Source organism: Candidatus Thiodiazotropha sp. AKAK3, from assembly GCF_058244645.1.
Window position 1 is genome coordinate 215142 of sequence record NZ_JBSYOQ010000050.1, and the last position, 20631, is coordinate 235772.

Genomic DNA, 20631 nt, shown 5'->3' on the forward strand with positions numbered 1-20631 from the left:
CAGAGAGTCCGGAACTGGCTTATTCTGTATTTGCGAGATGAAAGCAGTCCTGGCTGTGCCGGCTGAATTTATATTATCTGGCCTTATAAATACGATAAAGATAAACGACTAAACTTGTGACAACCTCATCTTCCCCCCATTCCACTGCGACATTTGAAGCGAGAGCCCTCTCCTGCATAAGGGACGATCGAATGCTGTTCGAGGATCTTGATTTTACGATCAATCCTGGACAAGCCCTGGTTCTTGAGGGTAGAAATGGCAGTGGCAAAACCTCACTATTGAGGATCTTATGCGGCATTCGCCTCCCCGAATCCGGTAAATTACTCTGGGAAGGTAAAGATATTTTCATGCAGGGCCCAGAGTTCCATGAACACATAGCCTATCTTGGACACAAAGATGGCTCAAAACTCGACCTGACACCCCTGGAGAATCTACGTATTGCCCAAGGTCTGGGCAAGGCCAAAGAGGGTATAGACCTGGAGCATGCACTGGAACAGGTTGGTCTTTACGGCTTCGAAGATGTACCTACCCGTAATCTTTCAGCAGGACAGCAGCGTAGACTCGCTATCGCACGCCTGCTGGTCACCGACGCAAAGCTTTGGATACTCGATGAACCATTCACCTCACTTGATCGTAAAGGCATAGAACATATGGAGCGACTGTTTGAGGGGCACCTCAACCAAGGCGGCATGGCTGCCATGACCACTCACCATCGAGTTGGCTTTAGGGATGAGGTCGAACTGGTGCGCGTAAATCTGTCTGAAAGATGAGTACACTCTCCCTAACCAGCGCTTTTAGCCTGCTCCTGAAAAGGGATCTGTTGCTCGCCTATCGCCGACGTTCAGAGCTGGTCAATCCAATGCTGTTTTTTGTTCTGGTGACCGCGATGTTCCCTCTTGGCATCGGCAACGACGCCAAACTTATCGAAGCTGTAGGTCCTGGGGTTATCTGGGTCGCCGCACTGCTGGCCTCCCTACTCTCTCTGGACAGCATGTTCCGTTCTGATTTTGATGACGGCTCTCTTGAACAGTTTATGTTGAGTGCCCACCCCGTCTCCATTCTGGTGTTGGCGAAGATTTTGGCCCATTGGCTCGTGACAGGCTTACCCCTGTTTATCGTTGCCCCCCTACTGGCGGTGTTATTGAACATCCCCGGATCTGCCATTCCCACCCTGATGCTAACCTTAATACTGGGAACACCTGTGCTCAGCCTCATTGGGTCTGTTGGGGTTGCACTGACTGTCGGGTTGAGACGTGGCGGCGTGATTCTTTCGCTGCTGGTCTTACCCTTATATGTTCCAGTGCTGATATTTGCTACAGATGCTGTTAAAACAGCCATAATCGGCATACCAATCACCGCGCAATTGTCTATTCTGGCAGCGATGTTGGTAGGCTCCCTGGTACTGGCGCCCTTGGCCACTGCCGCTTCACTGAGAATTAGTCTAAGTTGATATGATCATACGCTTCTTTCATCAAATGGGTTCTCCCCGCTATTTCTATAACGTTGCGGGTAAACTGGTTCCCTGGTTCATGGTCAGTTTTCTGATCACTTTGGTGGTCGGCCTCTACTATGGTTTGTTCGTGGCCCCTCCTGACTATCAGCAGGGCGAAAGTTATCGCATCATGTACATCCATGTTCCAGCCGCCTGGATGTCAATGTTCATCTATGTCGTGATGGCGGTTTCTGGATTGATCAGCCTGGTGTGGCGGATAAAAATCACTGAAATAGTGGTTATCAGCAGCGCCACTGTCGGCGCCTCCTTTACATTCCTTGCCCTGGCAACAGGTTCTCTATGGGGCAAGCCCATGTGGGGCACCTGGTGGGTCTGGGATGCTCGACTGACCTCTGAGCTGTTATTGCTGTTTCTCTATCTCGGCATCATCGCTTTGCACAGCGCAATCGAAGACAAAAGGGTTGCTGCCAGAGCGGTTTCAATCCTTGCCCTGGTGGGCGTTGTTAATATTCCAGTGATTCACTATTCGGTCGAATGGTGGAACACCTTGCACCAGACAGCCTCGGTCACAAAATTCAGTAAACCCTCCATGGATATCAGGATGCTAATCCCTCTGCTGACCATGGCTATCTCATTTAAACTTTACTATGGCGCTGTGGTCTTAATGCGCGCGCGCGCAGAAATTGTTGAACGTGAAAGAAACAGCCGCTGGGTATTGGAAATGGTTGAGCAGGAGGCGAAATGAGTGAATTTTTCGCAATGGGTGGCTACGCAGTCTACGTTTGGCCCTCCTTCCTTCTGGCGCTCATCGTTCTGGTTGCCAATATTGTTGCTCCTTTGCTGCAAAGAAAACGCGCATTAACTGATATCGCCCGAAAAATTCGTCGGGCCAGGAAAGTAGAGAAATGAATCCCATACGTAAAAAACGACTTACACTGATCGGTTTAATGGTAGCTGGTATAGGTGTTGCCACCTGGCTGGCATTGAACGCATTTGACGAAAATCTGATGTTCTTCTTTTCACCCTCCGAAGTAGTTGAAGGCAAAGCTCCGGTTGCACACCCATTCCGCATTGGCGGCCTGGTTCAGAATGAAAGTGTCAAACGCAAACCCGATGGCCTTACCACGGCCTTCTCGGTCACTGATAATGCGGAAGCCGTTACCGTGGAATATACCGGCATTCTGCCCGACCTGTTCCGTGAAGGTCAGGGCATAGTTGCTATGGGACAGCTCAATCAGGATGGTATTTTCATCGCCAGCGAAGTGCTGGCTAAACATGATGAAAACTATATGCCCCCAGAAGTCGCAGATTCTTTGAAGACTGCACATGATGAGGGCGTTGGTAACACTCAACCTCAGGCCAGCATTCAATGATCCCGGAATTAGGACATTTCACCCTAATACTCTCCCTCTGCCTGGCAGTTACCATGGCAGTGGTACCTTTAATTGGCTCTTACACCCATAACGCCTCATGGATGGCCGCTTCTCGCAGCCTGGCATGGGGCCAGTTTGTGTTTCTGGCTATCTCCCTTTTGATTCTGACAAATGCCTTTCTGAGCAACGATTTTTCAGTAATCTACGTGGCTCAGCATGGCAATACCAAATTGCCAGACATCTACAAGATATCTGCAGTTTGGGGTGCTCATGAGGGATCATTACTACTATGGGCCTTCCTGCTTGCCAGCTGGAGTGTTGCCATTGCCAGTTTCAGTCGCAATCTGCCACTGGAGATGGTATCCAGAGTACTTTCTGTGATGGGTATGATCAGTATCGGCTTTCTGCTGTTCATGCTACTGACCTCAAATCCCTTCGATAGAACCTTTCCGGTGCCTTCCGAAGGTGGCGAGCTTAACCCGATGCTTCAGGATCCCGGCCTGGCGATCCATCCCCCCATGCTCTATATGGGTTATGTGGGCTTTTCGGTTGCCTTTGCTTTCGCCATAGCGGCACTTCTTGGTGGACGACTGGATGCCTCATGGGCTCGCTGGTCACGCCCCTGGACTACGGTTGCCTGGGTCTTTTTAACCCTCGGCATCGTCCTTGGAAGCTGGTGGGCCTACTATGAGCTGGGCTGGGGCGGCTGGTGGTTTTGGGATCCGGTGGAAAATGCCTCATTCATGCCCTGGCTGATTGGTACGGCATTGATCCACTCCCTGGCCGTCACTGAAAAGCGTGGTGCATTTAAAAGCTGGACAGTATTGTTAGCCATATCAGCATTTTCACTAAGTTTGCTGGGTACCTTCCTGGTTCGCTCAGGTGTACTCACCTCTGTACACTCTTTTGCCTCTGATCCGGCACGGGGTGTCTTTATCCTGATATTCCTGCTGATAGTTATTGGTGGTTCGCTGCTGCTCTACACGTGGCGTGCCCCATATATAACCAGTGGAGGACGATTTGATCTGGTCTCAAGGGAGACCTTTCTACTCGGCAACAACCTGCTGCTCTCCGTGTTTGCGGCTCTGGTACTGCTCGGTACTCTGGCACCCCTGATTTACGACGCCTTGGAGCTGGGTAAAATTTCAGTGGGATTTCCCTGGTTCAACAAGATGTTCCTACTCACAACGCCCTTCCTGGCACTGTTAATGGGGATAGGTTCTCTCTCCAGATGGAAACACGCTGAACCCTCCTTATTGATCAAAGAGCTCAAGGTAGCCTTCGCTGTCAGTCTGGCTTTTGGTCTGATTAGCCTGCTGCCTATGTTCTCCGGCGGTAACTGGTTGGTAGGACTCGGTATGGGACTGGCCCTCTGGGTAGCTACTGCTCATCTTGTCAACATCAGGGATCGCCTTAAAAACAAGCATGGCTTCAGTGGATTCTGGCAAGATTTCAAAACCGGCGGCCGCAGTTATTACGGGATGATCACTGCCCATATGGGGGTAGCGGTATTCATAGTGGGTGTCACCATGGTCTCTAATTTCGGGCAGGAGAATGATGTCCGCATGAGTCCAGGTGATGTCAGTGAGATTGCCGGTTATGAGTTCGCTTTCGAAGGGGTAAAACGAATCCCCGGACCGAACTATAACGCCCATCGTGGCAGTTTCAAGGTTTCCAAAAACGGTGAGCAATTCACCACTCTGGAGCCTGAAAAACGCACCTACTTCGTGCAGACAAGACCAATGACAGAAGCCTCTATCGATTGGGGTTTCACTCGCGACCTCTATGTCTCTCTCGGTGAACCACTGGGGGGTGGCGACTGGAGCTTACGTCTCTACTACAAACCCTACGTTCGGTGGATATGGCTTGGGGGTGTATTGATGGGATTGGGTGGCTTACTGGCGATTACCGACCGACGTTATCGCACCGCTCGCGTACGTTCTGCTGAAATGGTAAACAGCGCTACCGCAGCAGCTGCTGCCACTGGGAGATGAACCTGAAATGAATCGATACTTGCGTTATTCCGTTCCGCTGCTCGTTTTCGGAGTAATTGCGGTCTTCCTGTTCAAGGGGTTGGGGATGAATCCAAGGGAGATCCCATCCCCTTTGATCGGTAAATCCGTGCCAGAATTTTCCCTGCCAACAGTTGAGAGTGCTGAGACCTTGATCAGCGACAAAAACCTGAAGGGAAAGGTCTACCTGTTGAATGTCTGGGCAACCTGGTGTGTATCCTGTCGTGCTGAACATCAGACCCTTGTCCGTCTGGCCCGTTCCGGCAAGGTGGATATCGTTGGACTCAACTGGAAAGATGAAAGAGACAAGGCCCAATCCTGGCTGCAACAGCTTGGAGACCCCTATGTCATCAATATCTTTGATAAAAAGGGCCGGACTGCGATCGATCTTGGTGTCTACGGCGCCCCGGAAACCTTCTTGGTAGACAGTAAAGGCATCATCCACTACAAACATGCAGGGCCGGTGACCATGTCACTGTTCAATGAAAAGCTCCTACCGATAATTAATGAATTGAAAGGCCAAGGGTCATAATCGTGCGTCTAGTCTATCTCAGTTTTTTAAGCCTCTTTTGCCTGGCATCCCTGCAAGCCGCAACATTGGCGGAATATACCTTTGAGGATCCTGACCAAGACAATGACTTTCGCGCCATCATTGAAGAGATGCGCTGTCTGGTCTGCCAAAATGAATCCTTGGCAGGGTCGAATGCCGAACTGGCAGTAGACCTCAGAAACGAAATCTACGAGATGATGAAAAATGGCCAGAGTAAGGATGACATCATCGAATTTATGGTCGCACGTTATGGTGACTTTGTACTCTACAGTCCACCAGTCAAACCAAGCACCTACCCGATTTGGTTCGGTCCAATGATCGTATTTTTAATCGGTGGCGTGGTTCTGTTTCGCATTATCAGGCGCAAAAACAGAAGCAGCGAAACTGAATTGACTGAAGAAGAACAACAGCGACTCGACAACCTGCTAACAGAGTCGACCGAGAAAAGAGACACGAATCAATGACCCTATTTTGGATTATTTCTGCCGGACTTACTGTTCTGGCAATGGCTTTTGTTGCGCTGCCGTTACTGAGAAAAGAGGTAACCAGCGACATCACCTCAGATGAACTGAATCTAGCCGTCTTCAAGCAGCAGCTGGCTGAGCTGGACAGTGATCTTGAAGAGGGAAAACTCGACCAGGCCCAACATGAGGCTGCCCGCAAGGATCTGCAAAAGGCACTTCTGACTGATGTCTCGCCTAATGCAGAAATCACGCAAAACAAAACCTCTGGCCGGGCGATGGCTGCCACTGCAGTCCTGGTTCCTATAGCTGCTGTGCTGATATACAACATATTAGGCTCACCTGAGATCATTCAGCATTTGGCTCAACAGCCTGCAGGCCAACCCAATCAACAGCCAGTCCAATCTCAAAAAGAGGGTATGGAAAACCTGCCGCCAATGGAGGAGCTGGTTCGAAGACTGGCAGAAAAGCTCGAGCAAAATCCTGACAATCATGAAGGCTGGATTATGCTGGGCCGTAGTTATATGTCACTCAATGATCACTCCGCAGCAATCAATGCCTATCAACGGGCAATGGAGATGAATGATCAGGATGTGAGCCTGCTGCTGGCCTACTCTGAAGCCATCGCAGCCACCAGTGGAAACGACTTCACTGGACGGGCTGCACCGATGATACAGAAGGCCTTTGAGCTGGAGCCTGAGAATCCCAATGTGCTTTGGCTGACCGGTATCCTTGCCTATCAGTCCTCAGACTTCAAATCGGCGATAGTCCGCTGGAACGCACTTCGTGATCAACTGACTCCCCAAAGTAACGAGCTCGAATCTGTCAATAAAGCCATCGATGATGCACGCTCCCAGCTTGGTCTACCGGCTGAAGTAGAGGAGTTACCATCTATTGTCAAAGCGAAAAAGCCGGCAGCGAAACCACAATCTTCGACTGCAGCCAAAGCCATCAAGGTAGAAATATCCCTTTCACCTGATCTGCAAAGTAAGGCAAAACCAAACGATCTGGTATTCATCTACGCCAAAGCGGTCAGTGGCCCCCCTATGCCGCTGGCTGCAGTTCGGAAAAAAGTGAGTGACCTGCCTATCTCTCTCAGTCTCGATGACAGCATGGCCATGATGCCGCAAATGAAACTTTCAGGATTCAGTGAAGTGACCGTTGGCGCCAGAATATCCCTCTCTGGCAATCCAAAAGCTCAGAGTGGTGACCTGGAAGGTGAAATAGAGCCAATCAAACCAGGACAAGCTGAGACGGTACAGGTCGTCATTAACTCTGTACATCCCTGATATTACTACTCCGATAGCCCATTGATTGCGCCCTGGCGCAGCAGCGTGTCTGCTTGCGCCACTTCCTTTGTTGATAACATCAAAAATTCTGTATCTGAAATCAGTGTCACACCACTCTTTTGTCTGCATGGCATGCCATAGGGAGTGATATCTACCGCAACAATACAGATGGCCACTTACCGAACTACCCAATGAAGGTTAGCTCAGGCCAGGCCAACACCCTGTGGTTTACTTTTTTTTGATATACCCTAGGGTTTTATGCCAATCTACTGCTTAAACTCAACAACTGTTCTTTTTTGATTGATATACTGGCAATAAATAAAACCATAAGTCATTTTGCCGACGCCTTCCCTGGCTATTCGAAGCAAGTCGGCAAGTTCCGTTGATAGGAGTCAATATGGCCAACTACTCTACCCACGATATTCGCAATGTCGCTCTGACCGGCCATGCCGGCTCTGGTAAAACCAGCCTGATTGAAGACCTGTTGTACCGATCTGGCGCCATCAAAACCAAAGGCACTATCGAACGTGGAGATACCGTCTGCGATAACGATGATCTTGAGAAAGAGCTTCAACACTCTCTTGATATCGCCATCACACATCTAAGTCATGAAAATAAACAGGTCAATATTATCGACACCCCCGGCTATGCTGATTTTTTAGGGCGGGGCATCAGTATATTGCCAGCGGTTGAGTCGGCTGTAATCGTAGTCAATGCGGCTACAGGTATCGAACCCGTAACAATACGAATGATGGAAGCCGCGAAACGCCGCGATCTCTGCCGCTTTATCATTATCAATAAAATTGACTTACCGGAGGTAGATCTTGCAGCCCTGCTGGAGAATCTTCAGGAGACCTTTGGTAATGAGTGTCTGCCCATCAATCTACCAGCAGAAAATGGCCAAAAAGTCATCGACTGCTATTTTCAACCCGGTGGTGAATCTACCGATTTCTCATCCGTCAGTCAGGCTCATGACAACCTGGTAGACCAGGTTGTGGAGGTAGACGAGGCTTTAATGGAGGTCTACCTGGAGCAAGGAGAGGCAATCGAGCCGGAGCAACTGCATGATCCCTTTGAAAAGGCACTCCGGGAAGGACACCTCATTCCAGTCTGTTTCACTTCCGTAGAGAACGGCGCAGGCATAGATGAGTTATTAAACCTGTTTTCTAAACTCATGCCTGATCCCACTGAAGGTAACCCTCCCCCATTCATGAAAGGCGAAGGGGCCAACATGAAGCCAGTCGAGGTCTCCCCCGATGAGAACAAACATGTCATAGGTCATGCTTTCAAGGTCATCAACGACCCTTACCGTGGAAAACTGGGCATCTTCAGGGTTCATCAGGGGAAACTCGAGGTCAACTCTCAGCTCTTTATCGGTGACGCTCGCAAACCTTTTAAGGTCAGTCATCTCTTCCGTCTACATGGAAAAGATCAAGAGGAGATGAAACAGGCTGTGCCTGGTGATATCTGTGCCGTTGCCCGGGTGGAAGATATTCACTTCGATGCCGTGTTACACGACTCTCATGATGAAGATCATCACCACCTGCGATCAATCGAGTGCCCAGTACCCCTGTTTGGGTTGGCTATCAACACGGCCAAGCGTGGCGATGAACAGAAATTAAGTGATGCACTGCATAAACTGGAAGATGAAGATCCCTGTTTCCATGTAGAGCATAATGTCAGTCTAAATGAAACAGTCATGCGCGGACTTGGAGAGTTGCATCTTGATGTACTGCTGCAACAGATCAAAAAGAAATACAGTGTAGAAGTTGAGACTCACCCACCCAGTATCTCCTACCGGGAGACCATTACACGCAAAGCTGAGGGCCACTACCGGCATAAAAAACAGACCGGGGGTGCTGGCCAGTTCGGTGAAGTCTTTTTACGTATCGAGCCTCTTGAGCGCGGGTCTGGTTTTGAATATGTCAATAAAGTGGTTGGTGGCGCTATTCCCGGTCAATTTATACCGGCGATTGAAAAAGGTGTTAGAAGCGCATTGGATGAAGGTGCTATTGGTGGCTTCACCATGCAGGATGTACGGGTCACCGTTTATGATGGAAAGTTTCACTCTGTTGATTCCAAAGAGATCGCATTTGTCACTGCAGGTAAAAAAGCATTTCTTGAAGCTGTCGAAAATGCAGGTCCCGTGATCCTTGAGCCGATTGTTAACATCTCAATTACCACTTCTGACCAGTTCATGGGAGATCTGACAGGAGACCTTGCAGGGCGACGCGGACAGATCAGTGGTACCGAGACAGGACGAAACAATACATTGATCATCAAAGGCCAAGCACCTTTGGCGGAACTGGAAGGGTATGCCACCCACCTGAAAGCACTCACCGGTGGCGAAGGAATTTACACCATAGAGTTCAGCCACTATGAACCGGTTCCTGGAAACATCCAAAAGCAACTGTCCAATAACAAGCCATCATAGGCTTCCTGAATCGCTGCAAGATCAGATCCGATGGGCAAGTTACTTTTTTTCTTGCCCATCGAAACAGCAATCACGAAATAGTATCGGATCAACTGTTATCAACCCGGTCTGACAAACAGATAGGCTAAGGCACAGCTTCGAGTGACAGCTGAGATATTAAAACCTCATCCTGGGTTGCAGTGAATAGATGGTTGTTCAGGACTGTAACTGCTCTTACCTGTGAGGATGTATGAAAATTTCCCACAAACTCTGGCACTTCAGGGTTATCTACGTTGAGCACTTGAATATTCCCTGCTGAAACTGTACCGGCTGAAGCAAACTCCATAACAGATTGGTCATAGTTTGAATGTAAAGATAGCGCCATGGGATCAGAAATATCGAACAGAGTAACACCTGAAAAGATGCTTGTTGCATAGAGGTGTTGATCTAAAACCAGTGGATTCTGGTACAGGTCAGAGTAGACTTCTGTAGATGTGCTAATGATTTCTTGCATATCTGACAGGTCCAGACTCACAATGCGGCGGTGTTGATCCTCTCCGGACAGCAGAAAAGCATGGTTTCCAGCTGATGTGGCGATCTCCTGTACATCCTGTACATCCATACGCCCAACTATTGCTGGACTTTCCACACTCACCCATCCTCTCAAATCAAATATCTGTAAGCCAAATTGATCAATTACAGCAAAAACGACAGATCCAGATCTACTTTGAACATAAAGCCATTCATCAGTGATCGACATTTCAGTTATATGACCAGAGATATAATTCACTTACTGATGGTTCGATGGCATCAAATAATGTAATTGTGTGTTGAGCTGTAGATCGATTCTGATGTATATCCTGGATAACTAACTGAAGCTGTTCCAGACTGGGTCTTGTTGTTTCACGATCAAGTCGCGGGTGCCATTCAGCAAGGTCCAGATGATCAATAGTGCCATCACCGTTAAGATCCTGTTTCAGTAGAAACTGCGCACTACTATCCAATGCTAGCAATATGTCAGCCTGGCTTGACCTGCTGGCTAATAGATAGCGAACATTTTGGTATGCAGCTTCGGTTAAAACTGTTGCCTTTGCCTCACCTGAGATCAACTGTTCACCTGTCAACAGGGTATGAAATTTTCCATTGACTTGAGCGGGTGCCTCATCCAGCAGACCATCATCATTTGCATCAATATCGACACCTTGACTGATTAACAACAGATTAGGTTAATAGTTTGCATATAGAGATGTACCACTTTGTGGGTATGCCGTATAATTAATCCAGGGTAGATAATTTATCGGATAGATTTTTACCCCTGAATCGTCAGATATTATTTCACCAGAAATAGAAATAATAATGAACTTTTTATTTTAAAAGATAACATCAAAAAGCCTATATTTAATTGCCTTTTGCTACATTTAAAGACACTTTTAATATTCGCTAAATTTCTACTTTAAATAACTCCATTGGCACTTGATTTAGATCAAGGCATACCCACATCCGAACCGTTCTCATAGCCCTGAGTAAGCACTAATAAGAACAGGGTTTTACTGACCATAAGAGTGAAACCATGCTGTCCCCATATCTATAATAAATTAAGTGGGGTTGGGTAATTTAGTCAAAACTATCCCTTTCTTCGAACTTGGCTTGCCAATACTTCAGGGGTGATTTTCAACAGTGATTCAATGTGCTCGATAAAGCAGTAGTTTTTCGACACAAATCCCTATTGGAGGAGATCCCTCATTATATCAACCCACTATAGGAGGGAGCTATGAAACGCTTCGGTAACCGTACGTTCACAGCGATACTGGGTAGTATGGCAGCGGCACTGACTCTATTGCTGCAAGTCTCAACTGCTGATGCCGCAAGACCATCAGGTTCAATAGGTAAGGATTGGGGAAACCCAAAAGGCCAGGAGTGTATAGAGTGTCACTGGCAGGAAGACCCCGGATTGACCATGGAGTGGAACCGCAGTCAACATGGTCAGAGTGGCGTCAACTGCCTCGACTGTCATGAAGCAAAAGCTGATGATATTGATGGCTTTGAACATGAAGGACAACGTATCACCATCATCGTTACCCCTAAAGACTGTTCAAAATGCCACTCTGTGGAATTTGAGGAGATGGATGGCTCCCACCACTCAAAAGGCGGTCAAATCCTAGCTTCGCTTGATAACCTGCTCGGTGAAGTTGTTGGTGGCCCGGCTGCTGTTAATGCTGGCTGTCGACAATGCCATGGTGCAAAGATAGAGATTGGTGAAGATGGCAAACCAAGCCCGACAACCTGGCCAAACACAGGTATAGGCCGGATTAACCCTGATGGCTCCACTGGCTCATGTACAGCCTGTCATGGCCGCCATCGCTTCTCTAAGGCACAAGCCCGAACACCGGATACTTGCGGTAAATGCCACGTCGGCCCTGACCATCCACAGATTGAAGTCTACAACGAATCCAAACACGGCATTATCTATCGTGCAAAAGTCGATGAAATGAATATGGAATCGGACAAATGGGTGGCTGGTATCGATTACTCTGCCGCACCTACTTGTGCCACTTGTCATATGAGTGCTGGTGGTAAAGAGAGCAAGACTCACAACGTTGGTGATCGTATATCCTGGACACTGCGCCCACCCATCTCCCAGAAAATCAATCTGGTGCGCCTGGAAGATGGTAATGAGTTTGATGTCAAAGAGGGTAATGCTCTACCAAAGGTTGGCGACAAGGCCAAGGGCTCTACTGTGGTCGAAGTACTGACCTGGAAAGAGCGTCGTAAAAAGATGCAGGAGGTCTGTAAAGCCTGTCATAGCGACAGTGTCATCAATGGCCACTACAACCAGTTCGATAATGTGGTTGAACTCTACAATGAGAAATTCGCCAAACCTATCGCAGCTGTGATGGGAGAACTGAAAAAGAACGGCTATATCACAAAGAGCCCCTTCGACGACAAAATCGAGTGGACCTGGTGGGAGATCTGGCATCATGAAGGACGTCGCGCCCGCCATGGTGCTTCCATGAATGGCCCCGACTACACCTGGTGGCACGGTATCTATGACGTTGCCAAGCATACCTACTTCAAGTGGATTCCTGAATTGAAAGAGGCAGTTCATAAGAAGGATGGTAATGAGAAGTTTGCCGACGCAATGCTTGATAAATACTTCAGGCCGATCGATGGTCATACCTGGTACTTTGAAGGTATGAGCAAAGAAGCTATCGACAAGGTACGTAAAGGCTTTGAAGACCGCTACGGTAAGGGTGCACTGAAATAAGCAAGCCCTGCCCCTTCAGGTTCAACCTGAGGGGGCTTTTATTAACCCGGCGACTAAGTATGTCGTCTTCAGGGTTTCAAGCCTGCCCTTGATCAAGGCGCGGCTCGTAGGCAATGGTTGTTCCCTTGTCAAGAGCCGCAACACCGAGCAAGGGCTGGCTTGAAACCCCTAACAATATGATTTTTAAAAGAGAGGCCGAAGTGTGCCTGCCTGCAGACTGCGTTATCAAAACTTGCTGTAGGAGTGCTACAGCGGCGTTTTGATGCCTTGCCGCAGGCAGGCACACTTCGGCTGAAGACAACATACTCAGTCGCCGGGTTAATAGCTTTTACAATCTGCGAAAACTGAACAATCTCACGAGGTATTAAATGTTGCAATACTCTAAATACCTGTTTCTTGCTTTACTCGGGTGTAGTCTTTGTATATCCGCTACAGCAAACAGCGAAACTGATTCTTTAGTCAACCAGGCATTGGTTCAATCTGAAGCTGGTGATATGAAAAAGGCACAGTCTCTGTTGGAAGAAGCAGTTAAAACAGAACCCTCCTCTTTGGCTTATACACGACTTGGTGGTGTACACCTGCTTCAGCAGGCCTACTCATCAGGTATTGACCATTTTCAACAGGCCATTATGCTCGATCAATCCAATTCTGAAGCTTTTATCGGATTAGCGGTAGCCTATTTACACCTGGGTAGATATCAACTAGCCAGAGAAGCTCTGAAACAAGCTCAACAGCTTGATCCCACCAAAAAACAAGAAATAGATAAAGTTGTCATATGGTTGAATCAGCGTTCCTCCCAACAATCAGTACACTGATTCAGAAAACATCAGAGGAGATTTTCATGACTATAAGAAAAATACGGCTTTTGGCAATCAGTGCCGCGCTGATACTCTCAGGGACTCTTTATGCTGAAGGTGTGCGCACTCCGAGCATGCTTGCCAACACCTGTGCCGGTTGCCATGGCACCCTGGGTGCAAGTGCCGGTGACCTGATGCCAATCATCGGTGGAATGGAAAAAGAGTTTTTACAAACCATTCTCCTGGAATATAAAACTGGAGAACGTGACTCCACCATTATGGGTAGGATTGCTAAAGGCTACAGTGATTCAGAATTGAAAGCGATCGCTTCATTCATGGCAGATCAGGAGTGGGTCTCCAGTCCAGTGAAAACAAATTCAAAAATGGTTTCAATGGGTAAAAAGATTCATGACAAGCAGTGTAAAACCTGCCATGAAGAGAACGGCCGTGTACAAGAGGATGATGCGCCACGCCTGGCCGGCCAGTGGCCTGAATATACCCTGCACTATCTGCAATGGTGCCATAGTAAGGGAAAACGTTGTCAGCCCCGAAAAATGGGCACTCGTGTCATGAAACTCTCCGAAAAAGAGTTAAAAGCCATGGCTGAGTTTTATGCCAGTGAAAAATAACTTTTGGGGAGAAACAGATATGGCTAAATTCACTCGAAGAAGATTTATTAAAGCGGCTGGCGCCTGTAGTGCATTAGGTGCGATGGTATCAATGGGCGCCTGTACTGCCAGTAATCCCAAGCAATCTTCCAGTATCAAGAAAGGCCGGGTGATTGTTATTGGCGGTGGCTATGGCGGCGCAATTGCTGCGAAGTATGTCAAACTGGCCGATGCAGAGATCAGTGTTACTTTGATCGAAATGAACAAAAAATATGTCTCCTGCCCACTGAGTAATGAAATACTGGGTGGAGACAGAACGATCGACAGCATTACATTTGGTTATGACAAGCTCAGTGATAATCGAAATATCAATGTCGTATACGATGAAGTCGTTGCAATTGATGCTGATAAACATAGCGTTAAATGCAAGAGTGGTAAACAGTACAGCTATGATAAATTGATAGTCTCACCTGGTGTAGACTTCCACTACGAAAAGATTGATGGATACAGCGCTGAGGTTGCTGAACAGATTCCCCATGCCTGGAAGGCTGGACCGCAAACTGTCACCCTAAGAAAACAACTTAGTGCCATGAAGAATGGTGGTGTTTGTTATATTGCAGCACCACCAAACCCGTTTCGTTGTCCTCCAGGGCCCTATGAGAGGGCCGCTCAAATCGCTCACTACTTTAAACAGCATAAGCCCAAATCCAAGGTTATCATCCTTGATGCCAAGGATAAGTTTTCAAAACAGGGGCTGTTTATGCAAGGTTATAAAAAGTTCTACGGCGATATGGTGGAATGGGTATCCGGTGCCGGTGGCGGCATAATCGAAGCGATCGACCCTAAAAGCCGAACCCTGGTTGGCCAGGTTGATGAGTATCAAGGTGATGTTGTTAATATCATACCGGCACAGAAAGCGGGTAAGATTGCGCAAATTGCAGGCTTGGCAGATGACTCAGGTTGGTGCCCGGTGGATCAAAAGACCTTTGAATCCAAACTGCACAAGGACATACATGTCATTGGTGATGCCTGTATTGCCGGCAAAATGCCTAAATCCGGCTATGCCGCCAATTCTCAAGGTAAGGTATGTGCTGCTGCAATTGTGGCGGCATTGAATGGCCAGGATCCGGGCGAGCCATCGTACGTCAATACCTGCTACAGCATTATCGCACCTGAATGGGGTATCTCGGTCGCAGCGGTATATCAGCTGGCAGACGGAAAGATCGTTGGTGTGAAGGGTGCTGGGGGGCTGTCGCCCATGAATGCCAGTGCCGCAACCCGCGCCATCGAAGCCAAGTTTGCCCGAAGCTGGTTTAAAAACATCACTGGAGATATGTTTACCTGAGCTAAACCTAACATGAAGTAGGATGAGTAGAGGAATAGTGTGACCATTCCTATGAGTGTATAACGATACCTTCAGTTATTCACAGAATCTGATGTAGTCACATCACCACTAACTCATCCTACTTCGTTAGATTACACCTTAAATTGCGCAATAAGGCCTTTTAGCTGTTCAGAAAGTTCTGCGAGATCCAAACTGGCCTGGGCAGTTTGTTCAGCACCAACTGAAGTCTGTTCAGCAACGTGAGAGATATTGACTATATTACGATTTATCTCTTCTGTAACCGAACCCTGCTCTTCAGCAGCGCTGGCAATTTGGGCGTTCATATTGTTGATCAGATCCACTGATTCAGTAATCAGATCCAGCGATTCTCCTGCAAGGCTGGCTTGTTCCACACCATCTGCCGACTTTGCTTTACTGGCCTCCATAACCTGAACTGCTTGAACAGCACCAGTTTGAAGTTTACTGATCATCTCTTCAATCTCTTGAGTGGACTTCTGAGTGCGACCAGCGAGTGTTCTGACTTCATCCGCAACCACGGCAAATCCACGACCTTGCTCACCTGCCCGTGCAGCTTCAATTGCAGCATTGAGAGCAAGAAGATTGGTTTGCTCTGCAATACTCTTAATCACATCAAGAACTGACCCTATACTCTCTGTCTCAGTCTCAAGTCTATGTATTACGTTTGCAGCCTGTTCCACTTCAGTTGCCAACTGGCCGATAGCTTCAATCGTTTGGCTTACCACCTCCTTACCTTTTGCAGATGAGTGATCAGCTTTCTGAGTTGCTTCAGCAGCATTTACAGCGTTTTGAGCGACATCATGTACTGTAGCATTCATCTGATTAATGGCAGTCGCAATCTGTTCAGTCTCAGATTTTTGTTGATTGATTGCATTTGTGGTTTGTGCGGTAACAGTCGATGTCTCTTCGGCAGCAGATGCGAGCCGTATAATAGAGTCTTTTATCTGACTGATGGTATCACTGAACTTCTCTGCCATACTATTAAATTCAGCTGCGATATGGCCAAGCTCATCCTTTGCCACATAATCTACCCGGGCTGTAAGATCGCCCTCTGACATTCGTTTAGCAGATTTTTCAATCGATTCAACGCCCTTTGTAATACTGGAGATGGAAAGATATGCCAGAAATGCACTGATTATCGATCCTACAACAAGAATAAAGATAACCAGCTTTAGCATCGATTGATAGTTATCATACGATTGATTGAAAGAGTCTTCCGCCTCTTCCATCTGCATCTCAAATAGCTTCTCTGCAGCTTCGTTAGTCTTCTGGAATGTAGGATTAATTACCTCCACTATAATTTTGTTCGCTGCAGTATAATTGCCAGACTTGATTTGCTCGACAGCGGGCACGATTCCCTGTGATTCCAATTTCTCTTTATACATTTCAAACTCGTTTGCAGCAGCTCTCTCTTCACTATCCAATTCAGAGTCAGTGATCTCCTTCCAATGCTCATCAATTTGTTCCAGGTTATGAGCAATAGTATCGAGATGCTTCGATATGTTGTGGTTATGCATATTGGCATATTCGCTACTAGGATCATGCTGCACGCTGAGTAGCAACTGGGTTCTATTGTCAGAGCTATGCTCTAATACAACGCCTAAAGCATGGGTATGGTGCATTCCTCCGTGATATAGGTCATCTATCGACAGGTTTGCATTACGCATTCCACTGATTGCAAAGAGACCGACAATCACGGTCATCGAAATTGCAATTATGACAAGTATGGTTAGCCGCCATTTGATAGGTAGACTGTTTAGCAGTGACATATCTATTCTCCTTCATAATATGTTGATATAGCACACAAAACAGTCCGAATTTAAATCCAGGGATAGCGCTAAGATCAGCAAGAGTCCATTAGGGGATTAAATTAATCCATTCGACAGAAAGAGTCGGCTCTGATCGGGTTTTCTTCAACTATATTTAATTAACTATTTTGACCTAAATCAATTAACCATCACTAGTATTCTTCACTATTTAATAGTTTATGCCGATATAAAAACCATCGACATTAAGGATGGATATACCGGTGACTTTATCTAAAAATACTCTCCTTCCTATACTATTGTGTTTATATCCAGGCTCCCAGGTTTTTGGTGATGAACCACAAGATAGATTTGGTCTTCTCACTCCAGCCATTCCAGGAGTTGAGGTTGGAATGACAATGATTTGGCAAGCGGCTGATGATGAAAATGTAGACCGTGAGTTATTGGCATCATTGGATGTAGTAGGCCATTGGTCTGTCGCAGGAGGAGCAATCACCCTCTATGTAGAAGGCAGCACGACACCGGGCTCATCGGCTGTCTCATCTTCGTTTCCAGAAGCTAATGGTGATGCAGGAAGTGCATTGAATAAGAATGGCGAGGGACGCGTACAAGTGTCTGAACTGTTTTATGAAAAGGAATTCGGCCCAGCAACTGTTTTTGGTGGCTTGCTGAACCCCACCTCTTCGCTTGATAATAGTGATCTTATGAATGATGAGACCTCACAATTTTTGGCGACGCCACTGGTCAACAACCCTACGATTGGATTCCCTGACTATTCATTGGGGGGACTACTTCATCACGAACCCTCATCGAATTTACCAGGTTTTAATCTATTCATCTCCAGTTCACATGGGCTCGGCGATAATCCGAATGCAAGTTATGATGAACTTTTTCATATTGGCGATGATGAGAAAGGCTTTTTTACAGCGATAGAGGCCTATAACTATAGCAAAAGCATAACCTGGCGATTTGGTGCTTGGCATAATAGTGCAGATCATGAACAGCTAGATAATCCCAGTAAGAGTGACACAAACTACGGTATGTATATGGTTTTGGATGGAGAAACAGATCTGTTCAACTGGTCTCATCGTTTAGGTATTGCTAACCCAAAGAGTTCTGCTGCCGACCGATTTATTGCCCTGGCCATATCACGAGAATTGACTGAGGATTTAGAATTAGGAGCGGGCTTTGCACATACTATGGTAAGCCGAGAGTTACCTAATGATCTCGAAGATCAATCAATTTCAGAGATCTATCTCAAAAAAGCCATAAAAAAACACGCTGAACTCTCACTTTCAATTCAATATCTCGACCAAGCAAATTTCGCTGATCCGGAAAGTGTCAGTGGCTGGATCGGTAGTGTAAGAGTGTCTGTGGTACTTTGAGAAAATGGACTACAATCTGATAACCGAGTTGCGCTCTAGTGGGCCGCTCGGTAAATTTCACCTTTCAAATATCTCTTACGAACTACCTCAGGAAATTTCTCAATCGCATACCTCAACATAGTCCGGGGCATTGCTTTATAGTGTTTTACAAGGAATGCTTCTTCTATCTTCCTCTCCCTGTTACCCACTTCACGCAACATCCATCCTACTGCTTTATGTATTAAATCATGCTCGTCATTCAGCAACAATTCTGAAAGTATCAGGGTATCCTGAAACTGATCTCTTTTTATAAAATGATAAGTGGCAATAATAGCTATCCGTCTCTCCCAAAGGGAGGGAGATTCAACCAACTGATAGAGCGGAGCCTTATCTTTTTCAAATAGATAACCACCAATTATGTGATAGGCGGAGCTGTCAACCAGATCCCAGTTGTTTATATAACGTGTCTGTTTCAAGTAGAGCTGATAGACTCGACCACGCAATGTTTCATCACCACGCTCGAATTTTCTTACCAGTAACAGCAGTGCGCATAAACGCTCCTCGTGATAGTCAGATTTGAGTAAGCGTTCAACTTCCTTGAGTGACATCTCTTGAAATTTTTTTGTCTGCTGCCTGAGGAGAGGCACTCTTATACCCAAGAATTTATCACCTTCTCCGTACTCTCCCTTGCCGGTTTTAAAGAACCTCTGGGAATGAGTAGCTATCTCAGGATTGGCTAACTCTCTAAGCCGCTTTCTAAGGTGATCAGCTTTTAATGTTGCTTGAGAAATCGCCATGACATTTATTCTGGATCGCGTTTATTGCCAATTGCCCCATCTAAAATATTGCCTCTCAAATCGACACCTGCAAATAGTGCTTCCCGTAAATTGGCCTTACGTAAGTTGCATCGATGTAGTTTGGCCCCTGTAAAGTCTGCTCCATAGAGATTTGTCGATGTGAAATCAGTGAATTCCAAATGTGCCCGGCGAAAACTTGCCCCTTTAAGATTTGATCCACTCATGTTGACCCGCATGATGCTGGCGTCAGAGAAGTCTGTATCGATAAGGTTACCACTGACAACAACCCCTTCCAATTGAGCCTCCTGAAGTTGCGCCCCTTTGAGATTAACTCCCAACATCTGTGCCCTGTTCAACTTAGCTCGACGCAGGTCAGCGCCGATCAGCTTGGTTTTTTTCAACTCGGTTTCTGATAACAGGGACGATAGCAGACGACTGTTCGACAAATCTGCCTTGAGTAGTCTGGCTTGAGTGAAATCGACATGGCTCAGATCCAGTCCTGATAGATTGCTGTTGCGCAGATTGGTTTGTCTGAAACTGACCTGACTGATCGAACTGACCTGACTTAGATCGACACCTCGTAAATCGGCACCATCAAGGGTCGCATTAGAAAAATCTGTAGCCACGAGTCTACTTTTGGAGAAGAGTGCCGATTTCAAATTTGCACCACTTAGATTAGCATCCGAGAGGTCCGCGCCACTAAAATTTGCCTCTTGCAGATGGCTCTGCTGAAGATTGGCACCGCTTAAATCTGCCCGACTGAAGCGACCTCGCTTAATCACTATTCCTTGCAGGTTGGCTCCGGAGAGGTCAGATTTGGCGAAGCTCGCGCCATTTAAGCTTGCCCCTCGGAAATCAACGTTGCTGAGATCGCTGCCGTAGAAGATGGCATTATCCAGTTTGGCGCCTCTCAGATCACTACCTGACAGAGACTTCATCCTCAGATCAGCGCCGGATAGATCGCACTCCCGGCATTCACCTTGCGTAAGCAGTTGTTCCACAGACAACTCAGAGGCAGAGAGGGAGCCGAGCGATCCGATGATGAGAGAGATCGATATCGAGTAAAGTATTTGCACTGACATTCGCATTGAAGACCTTTAAGTTTATTTAGGAATAGTCA

At 47.1% G+C, this 20631-nt stretch carries 21 protein-coding genes; 15 read left to right on the plus strand and 6 right to left on the minus strand.

What is annotated here, in order from left to right; genetic code table 11:
• The first annotated feature begins 116 nt into the window (after window positions 1–116).
• The 9 genes from ccmA to ccmI are packed head-to-tail and all read left to right on the plus strand — an operon-like array spanning window position 117 to window position 7138.
• Window positions 117–770: a cytochrome c biogenesis heme-transporting ATPase CcmA gene (gene ccmA, locus AC4IE7_RS11340; RefSeq protein WP_490776955.1), complete on the plus strand. Its 654-nt coding sequence runs from the start codon at window positions 117–119 to the stop codon at window positions 768–770.
• Complete coding sequence (ccmB, locus tag AC4IE7_RS11345) at window positions 767–1450, plus strand: heme exporter protein CcmB (RefSeq protein WP_490776956.1); 684 nt, start codon at window positions 767–769, stop codon at window positions 1448–1450. The genes ccmA and ccmB overlap by 4 nt, the downstream gene beginning before the upstream one ends.
• 1 nt (window position 1451) lies before the next feature.
• Complete coding sequence (locus tag AC4IE7_RS11350) at window positions 1452–2198, plus strand: heme ABC transporter permease (RefSeq protein ID WP_490776957.1); 747 nt, start codon at window positions 1452–1454, stop codon at window positions 2196–2198.
• Window positions 2195–2362 (plus strand): heme exporter protein CcmD, encoded by a 168-nt coding sequence (gene ccmD, locus AC4IE7_RS11355; RefSeq protein WP_490776958.1) that lies wholly within the window; start codon window positions 2195–2197, stop codon window positions 2360–2362. The genes AC4IE7_RS11350 and ccmD overlap by 4 nt, the downstream gene beginning before the upstream one ends.
• On the plus strand, window positions 2359–2826 hold the full coding sequence (gene ccmE, locus AC4IE7_RS11360) for a cytochrome c maturation protein CcmE (RefSeq protein ID WP_490776959.1): 468 nt from the start codon (window positions 2359–2361) through the stop codon (window positions 2824–2826). The genes ccmD and ccmE overlap by 4 nt, the downstream gene beginning before the upstream one ends.
• Window positions 2823–4820, plus strand: a complete 1998-nt coding sequence (locus AC4IE7_RS11365; RefSeq protein ID WP_490776960.1) for a heme lyase CcmF/NrfE family subunit — start codon at window positions 2823–2825, stop codon at window positions 4818–4820. The genes ccmE and AC4IE7_RS11365 overlap by 4 nt, the downstream gene beginning before the upstream one ends.
• 7 nt (window positions 4821–4827) lie before the next feature.
• Window positions 4828–5370 (plus strand): DsbE family thiol:disulfide interchange protein, encoded by a 543-nt coding sequence (locus tag AC4IE7_RS11370; protein WP_490776961.1) that lies wholly within the window; start codon window positions 4828–4830, stop codon window positions 5368–5370.
• A 2-nt stretch (window positions 5371–5372) separates the two neighbouring features.
• Window positions 5373–5852, plus strand: a complete 480-nt coding sequence (locus AC4IE7_RS11375; protein ID WP_490776962.1) for a cytochrome c-type biogenesis protein — start codon at window positions 5373–5375, stop codon at window positions 5850–5852.
• Window positions 5849–7138, plus strand: a complete 1290-nt coding sequence (gene ccmI, locus AC4IE7_RS11380) for a c-type cytochrome biogenesis protein CcmI (protein WP_490776963.1) — start codon at window positions 5849–5851, stop codon at window positions 7136–7138. The genes AC4IE7_RS11375 and ccmI overlap by 4 nt, the downstream gene beginning before the upstream one ends.
• A 5-nt stretch (window positions 7139–7143) precedes the next feature.
• Here the strand turns inward: ccmI and AC4IE7_RS11385 are convergent, their stop codons facing one another.
• Window positions 7144–7314 (minus strand): hypothetical protein, encoded by a 171-nt coding sequence (locus AC4IE7_RS11385; protein ID WP_490776964.1) that lies wholly within the window; start codon window positions 7312–7314, stop codon window positions 7144–7146.
• Window positions 7315–7535: 221 nt separating this feature from the next.
• Between AC4IE7_RS11385 and fusA the strand changes: the two genes are divergently transcribed.
• Window positions 7536–9572, plus strand: a complete 2037-nt coding sequence (fusA, locus tag AC4IE7_RS11390; RefSeq protein WP_490776965.1) for an elongation factor G — start codon at window positions 7536–7538, stop codon at window positions 9570–9572.
• A 124-nt stretch (window positions 9573–9696) separates the two neighbouring features.
• On the opposite strand, the gene AC4IE7_RS11395 is transcribed toward fusA, so the two are convergent.
• Together AC4IE7_RS11395 and AC4IE7_RS11400 are read right to left on the minus strand one after the other, a co-directional pair.
• Window positions 9697–10200, minus strand: coding sequence for an LVIVD repeat-containing protein (locus AC4IE7_RS11395; protein ID WP_490776966.1), 504 nt, complete (start codon window positions 10198–10200; stop codon window positions 9697–9699).
• A gap of 112 nt (window positions 10201–10312) precedes the next feature.
• Entirely contained in the window at window positions 10313–10768 is a 456-nt protein-coding gene (locus AC4IE7_RS11400) for a hypothetical protein (RefSeq protein ID WP_490776967.1), read from the minus strand.
• Between the two features lie 554 nt (window positions 10769–11322).
• Between AC4IE7_RS11400 and AC4IE7_RS11405 the strand changes: the two genes are divergently transcribed.
• The 4 genes from AC4IE7_RS11405 (at window position 11323) to AC4IE7_RS11420 (ending at window position 15566) form a co-directional block, all read left to right on the plus strand.
• Window positions 11323–12816 carry a multiheme c-type cytochrome gene (locus tag AC4IE7_RS11405; protein WP_490776968.1) on the plus strand — a complete coding sequence of 498 codons (1494 nt, stop codon included), beginning with the start codon at window positions 11323–11325 and terminating at the stop codon, window positions 12814–12816.
• Between the two features lie 368 nt (window positions 12817–13184).
• Complete coding sequence (locus AC4IE7_RS11410; protein ID WP_490776969.1) at window positions 13185–13631, plus strand: tetratricopeptide repeat protein; 447 nt, start codon at window positions 13185–13187, stop codon at window positions 13629–13631.
• Between the two features lie 26 nt (window positions 13632–13657).
• Window positions 13658–14242 (plus strand): c-type cytochrome, encoded by a 585-nt coding sequence (locus AC4IE7_RS11415; RefSeq protein ID WP_490776970.1) that lies wholly within the window; start codon window positions 13658–13660, stop codon window positions 14240–14242.
• Window positions 14243–14261: 19 nt separating this feature from the next.
• Window positions 14262–15566, plus strand: a complete 1305-nt coding sequence (locus tag AC4IE7_RS11420; RefSeq protein ID WP_490776971.1) for an FCSD flavin-binding domain-containing protein — start codon at window positions 14262–14264, stop codon at window positions 15564–15566.
• 131 nt (window positions 15567–15697) lie between these two features.
• On the opposite strand, the gene AC4IE7_RS11425 is transcribed toward AC4IE7_RS11420, so the two are convergent.
• The gene (locus tag AC4IE7_RS11425; protein WP_490776972.1) at window positions 15698–17353 is read right to left on the minus strand and encodes a HAMP domain-containing methyl-accepting chemotaxis protein; all 1656 of its coding nucleotides are present in this window, start codon (window positions 17351–17353) and stop codon (window positions 15698–15700) included.
• 260 nt (window positions 17354–17613) lie between these two features.
• Between AC4IE7_RS11425 and AC4IE7_RS11430 the strand changes: the two genes are divergently transcribed.
• Window positions 17614–18735: a hypothetical protein gene (locus tag AC4IE7_RS11430; RefSeq protein WP_490776973.1), complete on the plus strand. Its 1122-nt coding sequence runs from the start codon at window positions 17614–17616 to the stop codon at window positions 18733–18735.
• 35 nt (window positions 18736–18770) lie between these two features.
• Here the strand turns inward: AC4IE7_RS11430 and AC4IE7_RS11435 are convergent, their stop codons facing one another.
• Both AC4IE7_RS11435 and AC4IE7_RS11440 read right to left on the minus strand, forming a co-directional pair.
• Complete coding sequence (locus tag AC4IE7_RS11435; protein ID WP_490776974.1) at window positions 18771–19511, minus strand: DNA alkylation repair protein; 741 nt, start codon at window positions 19509–19511, stop codon at window positions 18771–18773.
• 5 nt (window positions 19512–19516) lie between these two features.
• On the minus strand, window positions 19517–20587 hold the full coding sequence (locus AC4IE7_RS11440) for a pentapeptide repeat-containing protein (RefSeq protein ID WP_490776975.1): 1071 nt from the start codon (window positions 20585–20587) through the stop codon (window positions 19517–19519).
• Window positions 20588–20631: the final 44 nt, after the last annotated feature.